Source organism: Microbacterium sp. NPDC079176, from assembly GCF_040686675.1.
In the GTDB taxonomy this organism is placed as follows: domain Bacteria; phylum Actinomycetota; class Actinomycetes; order Actinomycetales; family Microbacteriaceae; genus Microbacterium.
Genome location: NZ_JBFBLM010000002.1, coordinates 599,243 through 615,067, shown reverse-complemented (window position 1 = coordinate 615,067; position 15,825 = coordinate 599,243). Strand labels below are relative to the sequence as shown.

The following is a 15,825-nucleotide window of genomic DNA, read 5'->3' as shown; positions in this document are numbered from 1 at the left end:
TCGCGGCGCGCGACACGTGCGAACAATCTGTTCGCATACTGTCATCGACGGTGCTTCGCCGCCGTCACAGAAGGAAGCACGCCGAAGCTCTCGCGATACGCCGCGGCGAAGCGAGACGGATGCGAGAAACCCCACCGTCGGGCCACCGCGGCGACCGTCGTCGGTGAGCCCGAACGCAGATCGCGGTGCGCTCCATCGAGGCGCGCCTGCCTCAGCGACTCCGCCGGCGTCGTGTCGAGTGCGCGCCGAAAGGCGTATTGAAGGCCTCGCGTCGAGATGTGGACGGCAGCGGCGACGTCGTCGACCGTGATCGGCCGGTGCGAATTCTCGGCGATGAAGGCGAGGGCGCGACGCACCGTCGCCGGCGCCGGCATGCTCTGCGCCGGCCGATGCCGTTGCAGGCGACTCGTCGTCGCGAAGGCCGCGAGCGTCGTCGCCGCGGCATGGCGAGCCAGTTCGCTGCGCACGAGATCGTCATCGTCCGTATCGTCGACGAGATCCGCGGCGCTCATCTCGAGATACGCGAACATGCGATCCCAGGCGGCCCCGGCGTGCGCGGAGCGCGGAGCGAGATCGCCCACGCGGACGGATACGCGGTCGTCGCCACTGATCCTCTTCGCGAGGCGGGTCAGGGTGTCCCGCTCGAAGACGAGTGCCGTGACCCTCGCTCCCGCATCCCAGCGGGCGCGCACTCTCGGACCATCGGAGATCCAGGGGAGACTCGCATCGAGATCTCCTCGATCGGAGTACACCCGGGCATCGGGCCCATCGACACGGCAGACCAGCACCTGGTCCTGTGGTTCGGCTGTCGAGCGCACCTCGGCGGCGAGGTCGTAGCGCACGAGACTCACGGCACCGAGATCGGCAGAGTGCCAGTCGAAGCGGAAGCGTTGCGGGTCGACGTCGTGCAGTACGGCGGACGGGACGAACTGCTTCCAGGTGCTCTCGACACGCGAGACGTCACTGGTACGGAATCGCATCGCGGGGCACCTCCTGAACGGTTCGACGTGCACGGACCGGCCAGGTTCCGTCGAGGCGCTCATCAGGTTCGATGCGGCCCATCCGGATGAAGTACTCCGTGAGGCTCGCCGCCTGAGAGCGGGCCCACCCGATCTGGCGTGTGTGCAGCTCTTCCAGCGTATCCGGAAGCACGAACTGGCGGGCCAGAGCCTGCGCGACCCGGCCGGCGGCCACGGCATCCGCCGCCGCTTCGTGGGCGTCCTCGAGGCGCACCGCATAGAGGGCTGCGACCACCTCGAGCGTGCGTTTGCCCGGACGATAGCGGTCATAGGCCTTGTCGATCACGAGCGGGTCGATGATCGGTGAAGGGTCCTCCAGTGGCGGGATGCCGTGGCGATGCGACTCGTGCGCCAGGAGGGAGAAATCGTATGCGGCGTTGTAGGCCACGATCGGCACACCCTGAGAAAGCAGGGATCGCAGGGCCGCCGTGACCTCTCGGACCACCTCGGCGCCCTGCCGTCCGTGGCGGCGCGCGTGCTCGGTCGTGATCCCGTGCACGGCGGTGGCGCCGTCCGGAATCGGCACGCCGGGATTCGCGAGCCAGTCCCGTGCGGCGATCTCGCGGCCGCCGGCGTCGAGGAGCCCGACGTGTGCGCTGACGATGCGGTCGTGCTCCACGTCCACACCGGTCGTCTCGAGGTCGAACACGCCTACGCGAGTGATCCAGTGCGGGAGCGAGGGTGCCGGGGGCATGATCTCACCGTAGAACCGGGCTCCGACATCGGGGCGGAGGCACACGGGGATCCCGCATGCGACGACCCTAGACTTGATCCATGCCCGCGCCCTCTCCGTATGCCGACCGTCTGAGCCGACTGCCGGTCGTGCGTCATGAGGTCGAGGTCAGAGGCGGGACGACCGTGTACTGGGAGTACGGTCCCTCCGACGCAGATGTGACAGTCGTCGCCGTGCATGGATTCCGAGGAGAGCACCACGGTCTCGAGCCGGTTCTCGCGTTCCTTCCCGAGGTCCGGGTGATCTCTCCCGACCTTCCCGGCTTCGGAGAGACGGCGCCCGTCGCCGGGCGCTCGTACGATCTCGATGAGTATGTCGCGTGGCTGACCGAGTTCGCCGCTGCGGTGGCCCCCGGGGCGGTGATCCTCGGGCACTCCTTCGGATCGATCGTCGCCTCCGCGGCCGTGGCGGCAGGGCTCGAGACTCCGCGGCTGATCCTCATCAATCCGATCGGCGCACCCGCCCTCGAGGGCCCCAAGGGCATCATGACGCGGCTGGCCGTGCTGTACTACTCGCTCGGGGCGCGGCTGCCCGAGCGGCTGGGCACTGCTCTGCTGCGGAATCGACTGATCGTCAGAGTCATGAGCATCACGATGGCGAAGACGTCGGACCCGCAGCTGCGACGTTTCATCCACGATCAGCACGACACCTACTTCTCGCGCTTCGCCGACCGCGATGTCCTGCGGGACGCGTTCGTGACGAGCGTGTCGCATGATGTGAGCGAATTCGCCCGCTCGATCCCGACGCCGACTCTGCTCATCGCCGCTCAGCGCGACGACATCACACCGATCGAGGTCGAGCGGGAGCTCGCCACCAGATTCGATGACGCGACCCTCGTGGAGATCGCCGAGGTCGGACACCTGATCCATTACGAGACGCCTGCCGAGGCTGCAGGCGCCGTACGACGATTCCTCAGGATTCCCGTCTCGCGAGCCCGATGAGGCCGGCAACCCGGAAGGGGATGACCTCGCCCATGGCCAGGGAGGTCTCAGTCCGCTCGACTCCGTCGATCGACAGGATGCGCGCATCGGTGTCGAACAGGTGGCGGGCGTCCCTGCACGCGACGCGTGCAAGCAGATCGATCGATCCGCTGAGTCCGTGCGCCTGCACGACCTCGGGAATGCGCGCCAGTTCGTTGATGATCCGCGGCAATTCGGTCTGACGCACGCCGATGCTCACGAACGCCTGAAGGGGGAACCCCAGCACGTCGGTCGAGAACGACCGCTCGTACGACTGGAAGATCCCTGTCTGCTCGAGTCGCGCCATGCGCGCCTGGATGGTGTTGCGGGAGAGTCCGAGATTCTCCGCCAGCGCCACGATCGTCACGCGAGGGTCATCGGCGAGTGCGGCGAGAAGTTCCAGATCAATGCGGTCAAGTCCGGCCATAGTGCCAAACGATAGCAGGCACGATGTACCCCAGATTTGGCAACATGCTCAAGCCGCTCTCGATTGCTTGAGCGAGGTGATGAGCGGACGTACTCTCAAGTGAACCGGCGCTGAGGCCGGGGCCGCGCGTAGAACCCGTGACGACGGCCACGAACGAGGAGGACGACGATGTCACCCCAGATCACTCCGATCGCCGACATGGCGCAGGATCTCGAACTCGCGGAGCGCATCCTCGCGCCCGACGGCGAGCGCGTCGCGAACACTCGTCTCGACGGGTTCGTCGCCGACGTCGACGGTGCCGGACTGCGCGCGCTCCACCGCGACATGGTCATCCTCCGGCGCATCGACGCGGAGGGGGTGGCGCTCCAGCGTCAGGGCCAGCTGGGTCTCTGGGCGCCATGCCAGGGGCAGGAGGCGACCCAGATCGGAACCGCGAGGGCGCTCGCACCGCAGGATTACGTCTTCCCGAGCTACCGCGAAACGGGTGTCATCTATGCACGGGGCGCGCAGCCGGGCGACTTCGTCCGTATGTGGCGTGGTGAAGAGGGCGCGGGTCACGACCCCGCAGCACTCCGCGTCGCTCCGTTGCAGATCATCATCGGAGCGCAGACGCTCCACGCGGTCGGGTATGCGCTCGGCATCCGTCACGAAGATGCGGACGAGGTCGCCGTCACCTACTTCGGCGACGGTGCCACGAGCCAGGGAGATGTGAACGAGGCGATGATCTTCGCGTCCTCCTATCAGGCTCCGGTGGTGTTCGTCTGCCAGAACAACCACTGGGCCATCTCGGAGCCGGTGTCGGTGCAATCGCAGTATCCGATCGCCGGACGCGCCCCCGGCTTCGGCATCCCGAGCCTGCGCGTGGACGGCAACGACGTGCTGGCCTGCATGGCCGCGATGCGCTGGGCTCTCGCGCACGCGCGGTCCGGACAGGGCCCCGCCTACATCGAGGCCGTCACATATCGCATGGGTCCGCACACGACAGCCGACGACCCGACCCGCTACCGCAGCGACGACGAACTCGAGGCATGGCGTGAGCGTGACCCGATCGCCCGGCTGGAGGCACACCTGCGATCGATCGGCGAGCTCGACGACGAGCAGCTCGCGGACACGCAGAGAGCGGCGGACGCCGCGGCTCGAGACATGCGCGCCGAGTGCCTGGGCATGGTGACGCGTCCTCCGCTCGCGGTGTTCGACGGCGTCTACGCAGAGCCGCACTCCGGCCTCGAGCGGCAGCGCGACGAGTACGCCGCGTACCTCGCGTCGTTCGACGGCGAGGCGTGAGCATGACTCAGATCACTCTCGGAAAGGCGCTCGGAGCAGGTCTACGACGGGCGATGCGCGACGACGACAAGGTCGTGCTGCTGGGCGAGGACATCGGCAAGCTCGGAGGCGTCTTCCGCATCACGGATGGACTCCTCGACGAGTTCGGGCCCCAGCGTGTCATCGACACGCCCCTCGCTGAATCCGGCATCGTCGGCATGGCGGTCGGGTTGGCGTTCCGCGGCTATCGGCCTGTGGTCGAGATCCAGTTCGACGGTTTCGTCTATCCGGCCTTCGACCAGATCGTCGCGCAGGTGGCGAAGCTGCACTACCGGACGCAGGGCCGGGTGAAGATGCCGATCACGATCCGCATCCCCTGGGCGGGAGGCATCGGTGCTGCCGAGCATCACTCGGAATCGCCTGAGGCGTACTTCGTGCACACCGCAGGGCTCCGTGTGATCGCGGTCTCCAATCCGGAAGACGCCTACCGGAGTCTTCGCCAGGCGATCGCGTCGGACGACCCGGTGATCTTCTTCGAGCCGAAGCGGCTCTACCACCACAAGGGTGATGTCGATCTCGACGCCCCGCTCGCGGATGCCGCCCCCATGGGACTCGCGCGAGTCGTCCGCACAGGCGATGATGCGACTCTCATCACCTACGGGGCGATGGTGACGACCGCGCTGCAGGCCGCCGAGGCCGCCGAAGACGATGGCATCTCGCTCGAGGTCATCGATCTGCGTTCGCTGTCGCCGGTCGACTACGACACCGTGGCGACGTCGGTCCGCAAGACCGGCCGTGTCGTCGTCGCGCACGAGGCGTCGCGAGAGGCCGGTATGGCGGCTGAGGTGATCGCGAGCGTCACGGAGCGCTGCTTCGAGTACCTCGAGTCGGCGCCGTTGCGCGTGACCGGACACGACGTCCCGTACCCGCCGGCGAAGCTCGAGAAATACCATCTGCCGGATCTCGACCGACTGCTGGACGCCGTCGACCGGGTGCTCGACCGTCCGAACAGCCTGACGGGAGCAGACGCGTGAACGCGGAGTTCAGACTGCCCGACCTCGGAGAAGGACTCACAGAGGCGGAGGTCGTCCAGTGGCTCGTCGCTCCCGGCGAGGTCGTCGCGCTCAATCAGACTCTCGCCGAGGTCGAGACCGCCAAGGCGATCGTCGAGTTGCCTTCTCCCCACGCAGGCGTCGTCACAGCCCTGCATGCTGCGGCGGGGGAGACCGTCGCAGTGGGCGCGCCGCTGATCGAGTTCGATGTCGAGGGAGCCGACGACGCTTCGTCTGCCGCCTCGGATGGCGGCGGTGCTGAGGAGAAGGCGCAACCCAACCTCGTGGGCTACGGAGCTGCGCCATCAGCATCCGGGCGACCGGCCCGACGTGCCAGACGTGCGGTCGGCGGAGGGGCGGCGACCGACACGGCCGTGCTCGAAGCGGCGCCGCACGACGCGTCGCCGACCGTGAGCGTCGAGGTCGTCGCCGAGCGGCCGCGCTCCACTCCGCCCGTGCGTGCGTATGCCAAGCGTCTCGGGATCGATCTCGTGCTGGTGGCGGCGACGGTGGGGGATCGCGTGATCACCCGCGGGGATGTCGACGACTACGCGTCTCGCACGGCGACGACCGCAGAACAGGTCGATCCCGCGCCTCCCCGACCGCGGGTTCCGGACGATGCCGCGAGCCTCCGTGATGGCTCTCGGGAGACGCGGATCCCCATCCGCGGAGTTCGCAAGCACACGGCTGCGGCGATGGTCGAGAGCGCGTTCACCGCACCGCACGTCACGGTCTTCCACACGGTGGATGTCACGGCGACGATGGACCTCATCGCCTCGCTGCGGGGCGACCGCTCACTCTCGGAGCATCGGATCGGTCCGCTTGCGGTGGTGGCGAAAGCGGCCTGTCTCGCCTTGAGTCGCACGCCCGGGCTCAATGCCCGATGGGACGAGTCCGCGGGCGAGATCGTGCAGTTCGGATACGTGGACCTCGGGATCGCCGCAGCGACCGAGCGGGGACTCATCGTGCCTCACATCCGCGACGCCGAGTCTCTGACACTCACGGAGCTCGCCGATGCGGTGGCATCTCTCGCCGTCACCGCGCGGGAAGGACGCACGTCTCCTGTCGAGCTGGCGGGCGGCACCTTCTCCATCTCGAACATCGGTGTGTTCGGCATCGACTCGGGCACCCCCATCCTGCCTCCGGGGCAGTCGGGAATCCTCGCCGTCGGCGCCGTCCGGCGCCTTCCGTGGGAGTACCGCGGTGAGATCGCCCTTCGCCAGGTGATGACTCTCAGCCTGTCGTTCGACCACCGCATCGTCGACGGGGCGGAGGGAGCGAGATTCCTCAAGGACGTCGCGGACGTGTTGGAGGAACCTGGGAGGGCGATGCTGCTCAGGTAGTCGCTCGGAGCGCTGATTCCGCCATCGCGGCGAGCACTGTCGCGGTGGCGGAGCGCTGCCGGGACGCCGCGCGCGTGCTGTGCGGTGTCGAGTTGATGAGCCCGAAGCACGCTTGCACCCGCAGACGAAGCTCGTCGGCGTCGGCATCGACCAGAGGGCTCAGGGTCTCGATCCAGAGCTCGATGTATGCGCGCTGCAGCCGGCGGACCTCGGCATGATCCTGAGCGGCGAGATGCGCGACGTCCCGGTCATGCACTCGGATCACATCCGCGTGACCCAGCGCGAACTCCACGTGGAAGGCGACGAGCGCGCGGATGCGCTCCTCGGGTGTGGACCCGCCCGCCGCGACACTCGTGCCGCCCGAGACCAGGTCATCGCTCACCTGGACGAGCACGGCGCCGAGCAGCGCCTGCTTGCCGGCGAAGTGGCGGTAGACCGCCGGTCCGGAGACGCCTACGGCGGCGCCGATGTCTTCGAGGCTCACACCGTTGTATCCGCTCTCGGCGAAGAGCCGTGCGGCTTCTCGGAGGATGGCGTCAGACCGCTCCGCCTTGGCGCGGTCTCGCGCAGTGGGAGGGCTTGTCATCTCAGTTAATCCTCGCTAACCTGATGCGATCGGTTAGTGAACACTAACCGAGAAAGCATCGAATGCGCCAGGGCGATGACGCCGGCGCGATGTGGTCGAGGAGGACGTCACGATGCCCGCAACCCAGCAGTCTCTCGCTGCCGAGCTGCACGAACGACTGGCCGTCGCCGCTCAAGGGGGGCCGCAGGCGTCCCGGGAACGGCACATCGCGCGCGGCAAGCTCCTCCCGCGTGATCGCGTGACCAGACTCCTCGACGAGGGCAGCCCCTTCGTCGAGATCGCCCCGTTGGCGGCCGACGGACTGTACGGGGGAGAGGCGCCAGCCGCAGGAGTCATCGCGGGGATCGGCCTCGTCCACGGCAGGCACGTGATGGTCGTGTGCAACGACGCGACAGTCAAGGGCGGAACCTACTATCCGCTCACGGTCAAGAAGCACCTGCGCGCACAGGAGATAGCGCTCGAGAATCGACTTCCGTGTCTCTACCTCGTCGACTCCGGCGGCGCCTTCCTCCCCAAGCAGGACGAGGTGTTCCCGGACCGCGAGCACTTCGGACGCATCTTCTTCAACCAGGCCAGGATGTCCGCGGAGGGGATCCCGCAGCTCGCCGCCGTGCTCGGTTCGTGCACGGCGGGCGGAGCCTATGTCCCCGCGATGAGTGACGAGACCGTCATCGTGCGTGGCCAGGGGACGATCTTCCTCGGCGGCCCTCCGCTCGTGAAAGCGGCGATCGGTGAGATCGTGTCAGCGGAGGAGCTCGGCGGCGGCGAACTGCACGCCCGGCGCAGCGGGGTGGTCGACCATCTCGCCGAGGATGACGAGCACGCACTCGAGATCCTGCGCGACATCGTCGCCACCCTGCCGTCGCCCCTCGCTCCGGTCTGGGACGTGGTCGAGTCGCGTCGGCCGTCCGAACCCGGCTCGCTCTATGACGTCGTCCCGGTCGACGTCAACACCCCGTACGACGTGCACGAGGTGATCGATCGGCTGATCGACGGCGGCACGTTCCGCGAGTTCAAGAAGGAGTACGGCACGACTCTCGTCACCGGCTTCGGGCGCCTGCACGGGCACCCGGTCGGGATCGTCGCGAACAACGGAGTGCTCTTCAGCGAATCCGCCCTCAAGGGCGCGCACTTCATCGAGCTCTGCGACCAACGCGGCATCCCTCTGGTGTTCCTGCAGAACATCTCCGGCTTCATGGTCGGATCGGATGCCGAGGCGGGCGGCATCGCGAAGGACGGAGCGAAGATGGTCACCGCTGTCGCCAGCACCCGCGTGCCGAAGCTCACCGTCATCATCGGCGGATCCTTCGGGGCCGGCAACTACTCCATGTGCGGACGTTCATACTCGCCTCGCTTCCTGTGGACGTGGCCGGCCAGCCGTATCTCGGTGATGGGCGGCGCCCAGGCGGCCTCCGTTCTCGGGACGGTGAAGGACGACCAGCTGACGGCTCGCGGACAGGCGTGGAGTACCGACGAGAGGCTCGCGTTCGAACAGCCCATCCGGGAGCAGTACGAGACCCAGGGTGAGCCGTACTACGCCACCGCGCGCCTGTGGGACGACGGCATCATCGACCCCGCCCAGACCCGTGACCTGCTGGGGCTCGCCCTCGATGTGGTCGCGCGAAGCCCTCTGCCCGAGCCGCGTTTCGGCCTCTTCCGGATGTGACCGCAATGACGAACAGTGTCCCCACCTCCCATCGTTTCGACAGCGTCCTCGTCGCCAATCGAGGCGAGATCGCACGCCGGGTCATCCGCACTCTCAGTGCGATGGGCATCCGCAGCGTCGCCGTCTACAGCGATGCGGATGCCGACGCCCCCCATGTGCGCGAGGCCGATCAAGCCGTGCGGATCGGCCCGGCGCCGGTCGCCGAGTCGTACCTCGACATCGATGCCGTCATCGCCGCAGCCCGCGCGACCGGAGCGCAGGCCATCCATCCGGGCTACGGATTCCTCTCGGAGAGCGTCGGGCTGGCCGAGGCATGCGCGGAGAGCGGCATCGTCTTCATCGGTCCGTCGGTCGACGCACTCCAGATCATGGGAGACAAGGCGAAGGCCCGCGACCATGTCGTGCGATCCGGGGTCCCGGTGGTGCCGGGTTTCGATGCGAGAGGACTGTCGGACGCGGAGATCGCTGACGAGGCCGACGCTGTCGGCTACCCGCTGCTCGTCAAGCCGAGTGCGGGCGGCGGCGGCAAGGGTATGGAGGTCGTCGAGGCGGCATCCGGGCTCAGCGCCGCACTGGCGTCCGCTCGACGGGTGGCGCGTTCGGCGTTCGGTGACGACTCCCTGATCCTGGAGCGGCTCATCCGACGCCCCCGGCACATCGAGGTGCAGGTGTTCGGCGACGCTCACGGAACGGTGATCACCCTCGGCGAGCGCGAGTGCACGCTGCAGCGACGTCACCAGAAGGTGATCGAGGAGGCTCCCTCTGCGGGGATCCCCGAGTCGACGAGGGACCGACTCCTCGAAGCCGCCACGCAGTCCGCACAGAGCGTCTCGTACGTCGGCGCCGGAACCGTGGAGTTCCTCATCGACGCCGATGCTCCGGACCAGGTCTTCTTCATCGAGATGAACACCCGTCTGCAGGTCGAGCACCCCGTCACCGAGGAGGTCACCGGCCTCGACCTCGTCGCCCTGCAGATCCACGTCGCGGCAGGCGGACGTCTCGACCCTGCGCCGGGTCTGCACGGTCACGCCGTCGAGGCGCGCGTGTACGCGGAATCGCCGGAGCGCGGGTTCCTGCCCTCGACCGGACGCGTGCTGCTGTTCGATCCGCCGCGCGGCGTGAGGGTCGATGCGGCCGTGGAGACGGGCAACGACGTGACCGGCTTCTACGACCCGATGATCGCGAAGATCATCGCGTTCGCTGACGACCGGACCACCGCGCTCCGCCTGCTCGATGAGGCTCTGAGCAGGACCGTCGTGCTGGGTGTGGACACGAACATCGGGTTCTTGCGCACACTCTGCCGCGATGAGCGGGTCACGGCCGGGGACCTCGACACGGGACTCATCGAGACGCTTCTGCCGCTCGTCGAGGAGCCGCCATCGCCGTCGATGCTGGCCGCCGCACGGCGAACCGTCTCGGGCACGGATGACGCGGTCGGCGCGACCAGGGCGAGTCAGCGAGCGGGCGCGGTGTGGCAGGACCTCACGCAGGACGATCGGCGCGAGATCTCCTTCCGGACCGAACGCGGCGAGGTCATCCCCGCGCCTGCATCCAGCGGCTCGCGGTCGCGCGCCATGGCTGCGGTGGACGACGACGGTGCGGTCTGGGTCAGCGAGGACGGACGCACCGTGCGCCTGGAGCCTCTCGATCGCCGAGCCCTGTTGCTGCACCGTCTGCAGCAGAGGGAGCAGAGCGAGTCCGCGAACGGTCCGGATGCGAGAGCCCCGATGCCGGGAAGCGTGGTGGCCGTGCATGTCCGCGACGGCGACGTCGTGACCGCCGGCGCGCCGCTCGTCTCGATCGAGGCGATGAAGATGGAGCACCCGGTGCTGGCGCCCCAGGACGGGACGGTGCGCCTCATGGTCGCCGTCGGCGATCAGGTTCGACGCGACCAGCCGGTCGCGCACATGACGACGGAGGAGAAGTGACGATGCATGAGCTGACCGATGAAGAGCGCGAACTCGCGGCGATGGTGCGCGAGTTCGCCGAGACGGTCGTCGCGCCGCAGTCCTACGAGGCGGACCGCACGCACACGCTGTCGATGGACGTGGTCGCCCAGATGGGTGACCTCGGGCTGTTCGGCCTGCCGTTCCCCGAGGAGTACGGGGGTCAGGGCGGCGACTACATGGCGCTGGGCATCGCGATCGAGGCGCTCGGACGCGTCGACCAGTCCATCGCCATCACGCTCGAAGCCGGAGTCAGCCTCGGTGCGATGCCCGTCTTCCGCTTCGGCACCGAGGAGCAGAAGCAGGAGTACCTGCCGGACCTGCTCGCCGGCCGAGCGCTCGCGGGCTTCGGCCTCACCGAGCCGGAGGCCGGGAGCGACGCGGGAGCGACCCGGACCACCGCCCGGCTCGACGGCGACGAATGGGTCATCGACGGTTCGAAGCAGTTCATCACCAATTCAGGAACGCCCATCACGCGTTTCGTCACGGTCACCGCGGTCACCGGGAACGAGGGGGGCCGCAAGCAGATCTCGACCATCATCGTGCCCAACGGCACACCCGGTTTCACCGTCGAGGCGCCGTACGACAAGGTCGGGTGGAACGCGTCCGACACGCATCCGCTCAGCTTCACCGAGGCGCGGGTCCCCGCCGGCAACCTCCTGGGCGAGCAGGGGAGCGGCTTCCGCAACTTCCTGAGCATCCTCGACGAGGGCCGCATCGCGATCGCCGCACTGTCGACCGGCGCCGCGGAGGGCTGCCTCGAGGCAGCCGTCGACTACGCGAAGAGTCGCACCATCTTCGGCAGCGCCCTCAGCACGCGACAGAACGCGCAGTTCACCCTCGCGCGCATGCGTGCCCGAGTGCACACGGCACGGCTCGCCTGGCACCATGCGGCACGGCTCCGTGACGCCGGGCGGCCGTTCGCGGAGCAGGCGGCGATCGCGAAGCTCGTGGCGGGCGAGGCCGCGATGGACAACGCCAGGGACGCGACGCAGATCTTCGGCGGCAACGGCTTCATGAACGAGTTCCCGGTGGCCCGTCACTATCGCGACTCGAAGATCCTCGAGATCGGCGAGGGCACCACCGAGGTGCAGCTCCTCGTGATCGCGCGAGCGCTGGGGCTCGCCGGGTAGCGTGGCAGGATGCCATCCGCTCAGCGAACCGAGGAGGTGAGGTGATCATGCACGACATCGTCCAGCGCGGTCTCTTCTTCGAGGAGTTCGTCGCCGATGCCCGATATCTTCATCGCCCTGGGCGCACCGCGACCGAGGCCGACAACGTCCTCTTCACGACGCTCACGATGAACACCCAGGCGTTGCACCTCGACGCCGCCTTCGCCGATGGGCAGCAGCCGTTCGGTGCGCGTCTGATCAACTCGATGTGGACGCTCTCGACCATGGTCGGGGCATCCGTCGCGCAGCTCACGCAAGGCACCCTGGTGGCTCAGCTCGGGTTGGGCGAGATCGCCTTCCCGCATCCGCTGTTCGCCGGTGACACGCTGTACACCGAGAGCGTGGTCGTCGACAAGCGGCTCTCGACGTCACGAGCGGGGCAGGGGATCGTGACCATCGCGCATACCGGACGCAACCAGGACGGCACAGTCGTCGCCACCGCGACCCGAACGGTGCTCGTGCACTGTCTTCCCGAGGGGGAACGATGAGCTTCGATCTCGGACCGGCACTGCTCTTCTGCCCTGCCGATCGACCCGAACGGTTCCGCGGCGCCCTCGAGAAGGCGGACGCTGTCATCCTCGACCTCGAAGACGCGGTCCTGGCCGAGGCGAAGGCCGCAGCTCGCGACAATCTCGTCGATGCCGACCTGGACCCCGATCGAGTGATCGTCCGCGTGAACGCACCGGGTTCCGACGCCTTCGTCTCAGACCTCGCCATGCTCTCTCAGACCGACTTCCGCACCGTGATGGTCGCGAAGACCGAGAGCGCTGAGAGCCTCACCGCTATCGACGAGAGTTTCTCGTTGATCGCCCTGTGCGAGACGGCGAAGGGGATCCACGCGGCAGATCGCATCGCAGCACATCCGCAGGTCGTGGCGATGATGTGGGGCGCGGAGGATCTCGTCGCCTCCCTCGGCGGCACATCGAGCCGCACACCGGAGGGTGGCTATCGAGACATCGCGCGCTATGCCCGCTCCCGCGTTCTCCTCGAAGCGGGGGCACAGGGCAAGGGCGCCATCGACGCCGTGCACATCGAGATCGGCGATGTCGCAGGTCAGGAGGCCGAGGCTGTCGACGCTGCCGCGTCCGGGTTCGTCGCGACCGCGTGCATCCACCCGAGTCAAGTGGCGGTCATCCGCGCGGCGTACGCTCCGGACGACGCGACGCTCGAGTGGGCCCGCCGGGTTCTCGCCGCCTCAGCGAGCGAGCGAGGCGTGTTCCGCTTCGACGGACGCATGATAGACGAGCCCGTGCTGAGGCATGCTCGGTCGCTGCTCGGTCGCACCCGCTGATCGAACGACCTGTGGCGGTCTGTCGTTCAGACCAGGATCGCCTGGTCGATGAGACGCAGAGATCCGGGGGAGGCCTCGAAACGGTGGGCGGAACCGTTCGCGAGCACCTCGCCGACGCGCGGCAGCGTGCCGCCCGAGACGTGGTTGATCAGTGACCGGATCACGCCGCCGTGCGTCACGACGATGACGGACTCCGCCACCGGTGCGGAGCGACGGCGAGCATCGCGGGCGATCGCGTCGAGGGCGACCAGCGCCCGTTCGGCGACACCTTCCAGGGTCTCCGCGCCGGGAACCGGCGAGAGCCAATCGCCATACTTCTCGATGTAGTCGGAGACGAGCATGCCCTCGCCCTCACCGAACTCGCGCTCGCGCATGTCCGGCACCAGCACGGGAGCCCCGAGGCCCAGGCTTTCGGAGATGATCTCTGCCGTCTCCCGCGCCCGCTTCAGCGGGCTGGCGTAGATCGAGTGATGTGTCACGCCCTCGAGACGATCCGCGGCGGTCCGTGCGTCCGCACGGCCCTTCTCGTTCAGGGGGATGTCGGTGGAGCCCTGGATCCGTCGGGCGAGGTTCCAATCCGTCTGGCCGTGGCGGATGAGCGTGAGCAGAGTCATTCAAGGAGCTCCTGGATCGCGGGGAGCACGTCGCTGGTGCCTGCGGCGATGGTGGCATCGGCCCAGACATCCGCGCGCGTCGGCTCGCGGTTGATGATGATGAGGGGGATGCTGCGGCGTCGTGCGCGCTCGACGAGGCGCACACCGGAGTTGACGACGAGGGATGAGCCGGCGACGATCAGCGCATCGCTCGCCCGGAGCAGCGACTCCGCGGCCTTGAAGCGCCCCTGCGGCACGTACTCGCCGAAGAACACGACGTCGGGCTTCAGCATCCCTTCGCACACCGTGCACACCGGCACGATGAAGCCGTCGGTGCTCTCGGGGAGCACGTCGCCGTCGGGAGCGAGCGCCACATTCTCGGGGACGGAGATCCACGGATTGCGCTCTTCGATCTGCACTGCGATGTCGCGGCGATCGAAGACCTGGCCGCACTTCAGGCAGAGAACCCTGCGCATGGTGCCGTGCACTTCGATGACGTGCGAGCTGCCCGCGCGCAGATGCAGTCCGTCGACGTTCTGGGTGATGACGCCGGTGACGTGTCCGGAGGACTCCATGGCGGCGAGAGAGAGATGGCCGGGGTTCGGCTCGGCGCGGGCGAACGCCCGCCAGCCGAGATGCCCGCCGACCCAATAACGACGCCGCGCCGTCTCATCGGCCAGGTACCGCTGGATCGTCATGGGATCAGTCCGGTTGCGCGACCCTTCGCCGCGGTAAGCGGGGATTCCCGAGTCCGTGGAGATCCCGGCGCCCGTGAGCAAGGCGATCTTCCGACCGCGCAGGAGTTCGGCGGTGCGAGCGATGGTGGTCGACAGTTCGACCGGACTCGATGCGCTCACAGGACCTCCCTGTGCGAGTCTACGGCGTGCGCAGGCCCGCTCGACGCGTCGCGGCCGACCGCGACGGCGACTCGGAGAGCGATGGCAGACTGGGGCTCGTGGAACTGCTGCGCGTGACGAATCCCGATGATCGACGACTCGACGACTATCGCGCACTGACCGACACCGCGCTCCGAAGTGTGAGCGACCCGGCCGGCGGGCTGTACATCGCCGAATCGACGAAAGTCATCGCGCGAGCCGTCGCTGCGGGGCATCGTCCGCGATCGGTCCTCGTTCAGGAGCGGCGGGTGGAGGACATCCGAGCGCTCGTCGGAGAACTCGATGTACCTGTGTACGTCGTCCCGGACGACGTGGCGGAGGCGCTGACCGGTTTCGCCGTGCACCGGGGCACGATCGCCTCGATGCATCGTCCTGACCTGCCGACGGTGCGTGAGGTCATCGACTCCGCCACGCTCGTGCTGATTCTCGAGAACGTCGGCGATCACACGAATGTCGGCGCCGCATTCCGTGCGGCCGCCGCGCTCGGAGCGGATGCCGTGCTGGTGTCTCCCGGGGGAGCCGACCCCCTGTACCGGCGCAGCGTGCGCGTCAGCATGGGAACGGTGTTCCAGGTGCCGTGGACCCGGATCACGGACTGGGCGTCCGCCGTCACCGACCTTCATGCCGCGGGGTTCGACGTCGCAGCCCTCGCGCTGAGCGACGACGCGGTGACTCTCGACGCCTATGTCGCGTCCCGTCCCGAGCGCGTCGCTCTCGTCATGGGATCCGAAGGCGACGGACTCTCACGCACCGCCCTCGACGAGGCAGACACCGTGGTGACGATTCCCATGTCGGGAGGCGTCGACTCGCTGAACGTGGCGTCTGCCGCGGCCGTGGCGCTGTGGGCGCTCGGACGCCGCTGACGGGATGAGATGAGAT

16 protein-coding genes are annotated in these 15,825 nt (G+C 68.1%); 10 read left to right on the top strand and 6 right to left on the bottom strand.

Going from position 1 to position 15,825, the window contains the following annotated elements:
• Positions 1-41: 41 nt before the first annotated feature.
• Together AB0P11_RS07070 and AB0P11_RS07065 are read right to left on the bottom strand one after the other, a co-directional pair.
• Positions 42-980, bottom strand: coding sequence for an AraC family transcriptional regulator (locus tag AB0P11_RS07070; RefSeq protein ID WP_230100814.1), 939 nt, complete (start codon positions 978-980; stop codon positions 42-44).
• The gene (locus tag AB0P11_RS07065) at positions 961-1,713 is read right to left on the bottom strand and encodes an exonuclease domain-containing protein (RefSeq protein WP_363520788.1); all 753 of its coding nucleotides are present in this window, start codon (positions 1,711-1,713) and stop codon (positions 961-963) included. Before AB0P11_RS07065 ends, AB0P11_RS07070 begins: the two co-directional genes overlap by 20 nt.
• Before the next feature lie 80 nt (positions 1,714-1,793).
• Here AB0P11_RS07065 and AB0P11_RS07060 point away from each other — a divergent pair, with 80 nt between their 5' ends.
• Positions 1,794-2,693 carry an alpha/beta hydrolase gene (locus AB0P11_RS07060; RefSeq protein ID WP_053096042.1) on the top strand — a complete coding sequence of 300 codons (900 nt, stop codon included), beginning with the start codon at positions 1,794-1,796 and terminating at the stop codon, positions 2,691-2,693.
• Here AB0P11_RS07060 and AB0P11_RS07055 read toward each other — a convergent pair.
• Complete coding sequence (locus tag AB0P11_RS07055) at positions 2,665-3,138, bottom strand: Lrp/AsnC family transcriptional regulator (RefSeq protein WP_053096043.1); 474 nt, start codon at positions 3,136-3,138, stop codon at positions 2,665-2,667. The two genes, AB0P11_RS07060 and AB0P11_RS07055, sit on opposite strands and share 29 nt — an antisense overlap.
• 168 nt (positions 3,139-3,306) lie before the next feature.
• Between AB0P11_RS07055 and pdhA the strand changes: the two genes are divergently transcribed.
• The 3 genes from pdhA to AB0P11_RS07040 are packed head-to-tail and all read left to right on the top strand — an operon-like array spanning position 3,307 to position 6,796.
• Positions 3,307-4,422, top strand: a complete 1,116-nt coding sequence (gene pdhA / locus AB0P11_RS07050) for a pyruvate dehydrogenase (acetyl-transferring) E1 component subunit alpha (RefSeq protein WP_320488242.1) — start codon at positions 3,307-3,309, stop codon at positions 4,420-4,422.
• A gap of 2 nt (positions 4,423-4,424) precedes the next feature.
• Positions 4,425-5,435 (top strand): alpha-ketoacid dehydrogenase subunit beta, encoded by a 1,011-nt coding sequence (locus AB0P11_RS07045; protein WP_056278708.1) that lies wholly within the window; start codon positions 4,425-4,427, stop codon positions 5,433-5,435.
• Positions 5,432-6,796, top strand: a complete 1,365-nt coding sequence (locus AB0P11_RS07040; protein ID WP_363520784.1) for a dihydrolipoamide acetyltransferase family protein — start codon at positions 5,432-5,434, stop codon at positions 6,794-6,796. Before AB0P11_RS07045 ends, AB0P11_RS07040 begins: the two co-directional genes overlap by 4 nt.
• Here AB0P11_RS07040 and AB0P11_RS07035 read toward each other — a convergent pair.
• Complete coding sequence (locus tag AB0P11_RS07035; protein ID WP_053096047.1) at positions 6,789-7,382, bottom strand: TetR/AcrR family transcriptional regulator; 594 nt, start codon at positions 7,380-7,382, stop codon at positions 6,789-6,791. The genes AB0P11_RS07040 and AB0P11_RS07035 overlap by 8 nt on opposite strands.
• Positions 7,383-7,494: 112 nt before the next feature.
• Here AB0P11_RS07035 and AB0P11_RS07030 point away from each other — a divergent pair, with 112 nt between their 5' ends.
• Genes AB0P11_RS07030 through AB0P11_RS07010 form a run of 5 tightly spaced genes read left to right on the top strand, consistent with a single transcriptional unit; the run spans position 7,495 to position 13,457 of the window.
• Positions 7,495-9,048, top strand: coding sequence for a carboxyl transferase domain-containing protein (locus AB0P11_RS07030; protein ID WP_363520781.1), 1,554 nt, complete (start codon positions 7,495-7,497; stop codon positions 9,046-9,048).
• 5 nt (positions 9,049-9,053) lie between these two features.
• Positions 9,054-10,976, top strand: coding sequence for a biotin carboxylase N-terminal domain-containing protein (locus AB0P11_RS07025; protein ID WP_363520778.1), 1,923 nt, complete (start codon positions 9,054-9,056; stop codon positions 10,974-10,976).
• A 2-nt stretch (positions 10,977-10,978) separates the two neighbouring features.
• Positions 10,979-12,127 carry an acyl-CoA dehydrogenase family protein gene (locus tag AB0P11_RS07020; RefSeq protein WP_072591267.1) on the top strand — a complete coding sequence of 383 codons (1,149 nt, stop codon included), beginning with the start codon at positions 10,979-10,981 and terminating at the stop codon, positions 12,125-12,127.
• Between the two features lie 47 nt (positions 12,128-12,174).
• Positions 12,175-12,654: a MaoC family dehydratase gene (locus AB0P11_RS07015; RefSeq protein ID WP_363520775.1), complete on the top strand. Its 480-nt coding sequence runs from the start codon at positions 12,175-12,177 to the stop codon at positions 12,652-12,654.
• Positions 12,651-13,457, top strand: coding sequence for a CoA ester lyase (locus tag AB0P11_RS07010; RefSeq protein ID WP_363520773.1), 807 nt, complete (start codon positions 12,651-12,653; stop codon positions 13,455-13,457). The genes AB0P11_RS07015 and AB0P11_RS07010 overlap by 4 nt, the downstream gene beginning before the upstream one ends.
• Before the next feature lie 26 nt (positions 13,458-13,483).
• Here AB0P11_RS07010 and AB0P11_RS07005 read toward each other — a convergent pair whose 3' ends face one another.
• Positions 13,484-14,071 carry a histidine phosphatase family protein gene (locus tag AB0P11_RS07005; protein WP_053096051.1) on the bottom strand — a complete coding sequence of 196 codons (588 nt, stop codon included), beginning with the start codon at positions 14,069-14,071 and terminating at the stop codon, positions 13,484-13,486.
• Positions 14,068-14,907 carry a Sir2 family NAD-dependent protein deacetylase gene (locus tag AB0P11_RS07000; RefSeq protein WP_053096052.1) on the bottom strand — a complete coding sequence of 280 codons (840 nt, stop codon included), beginning with the start codon at positions 14,905-14,907 and terminating at the stop codon, positions 14,068-14,070. The genes AB0P11_RS07005 and AB0P11_RS07000 overlap by 4 nt, the downstream gene beginning before the upstream one ends.
• Before the next feature lie 98 nt (positions 14,908-15,005).
• Between AB0P11_RS07000 and AB0P11_RS06995 the strand changes: the two genes are divergently transcribed.
• Positions 15,006-15,809, top strand: coding sequence for an RNA methyltransferase (locus AB0P11_RS06995; protein WP_363520865.1), 804 nt, complete (start codon positions 15,006-15,008; stop codon positions 15,807-15,809).
• Positions 15,810-15,825 lie beyond the last annotated feature (16 nt).

Excerpts from the sequence above, each read along its gene's own strand:
- AB0P11_RS07060 (WP_053096042.1), top strand. The coding sequence starts at position 1,794 with ATGCCCGCGCCCTCTCCGTATGCCGACCGTCTGAGCCGACTGCCGGTC.
- AB0P11_RS07010 (WP_363520773.1), top strand. The coding sequence starts at position 12,651 with ATGAGCTTCGATCTCGGACCGGCACTGCTCTTCTGCCCTGCCGATCGA.
- AB0P11_RS07045 (WP_056278708.1), top strand. The coding sequence starts at position 4,425 with ATGACTCAGATCACTCTCGGAAAGGCGCTCGGAGCAGGTCTACGACGG.
- AB0P11_RS07015 (WP_363520775.1), top strand. The coding sequence starts at position 12,175 with ATGCACGACATCGTCCAGCGCGGTCTCTTCTTCGAGGAGTTCGTCGCC.
- AB0P11_RS07065 (WP_363520788.1), bottom strand. The coding sequence starts at position 1,713 with ATGCCCCCGGCACCCTCGCTCCCGCACTGGATCACTCGCGTAGGCGTG.
- AB0P11_RS07070 (WP_230100814.1), bottom strand. The coding sequence starts at position 980 with ATGCGATTCCGTACCAGTGACGTCTCGCGTGTCGAGAGCACCTGGAAG.
- AB0P11_RS07020 (WP_072591267.1), top strand. The coding sequence starts at position 10,979 with ATGCATGAGCTGACCGATGAAGAGCGCGAACTCGCGGCGATGGTGCGC.
- AB0P11_RS07030 (WP_363520781.1), top strand. The coding sequence starts at position 7,495 with ATGCCCGCAACCCAGCAGTCTCTCGCTGCCGAGCTGCACGAACGACTG.
- AB0P11_RS07035 (WP_053096047.1), bottom strand. The coding sequence starts at position 7,382 with ATGACAAGCCCTCCCACTGCGCGAGACCGCGCCAAGGCGGAGCGGTCT.
- AB0P11_RS07005 (WP_053096051.1), bottom strand. The coding sequence starts at position 14,071 with ATGACTCTGCTCACGCTCATCCGCCACGGCCAGACGGATTGGAACCTC.
- pdhA (WP_320488242.1), top strand. The coding sequence starts at position 3,307 with ATGTCACCCCAGATCACTCCGATCGCCGACATGGCGCAGGATCTCGAA.
- AB0P11_RS07055 (WP_053096043.1), bottom strand. The coding sequence starts at position 3,138 with ATGGCCGGACTTGACCGCATTGATCTGGAACTTCTCGCCGCACTCGCC.
- AB0P11_RS07025 (WP_363520778.1), top strand. The coding sequence starts at position 9,054 with ATGACGAACAGTGTCCCCACCTCCCATCGTTTCGACAGCGTCCTCGTC.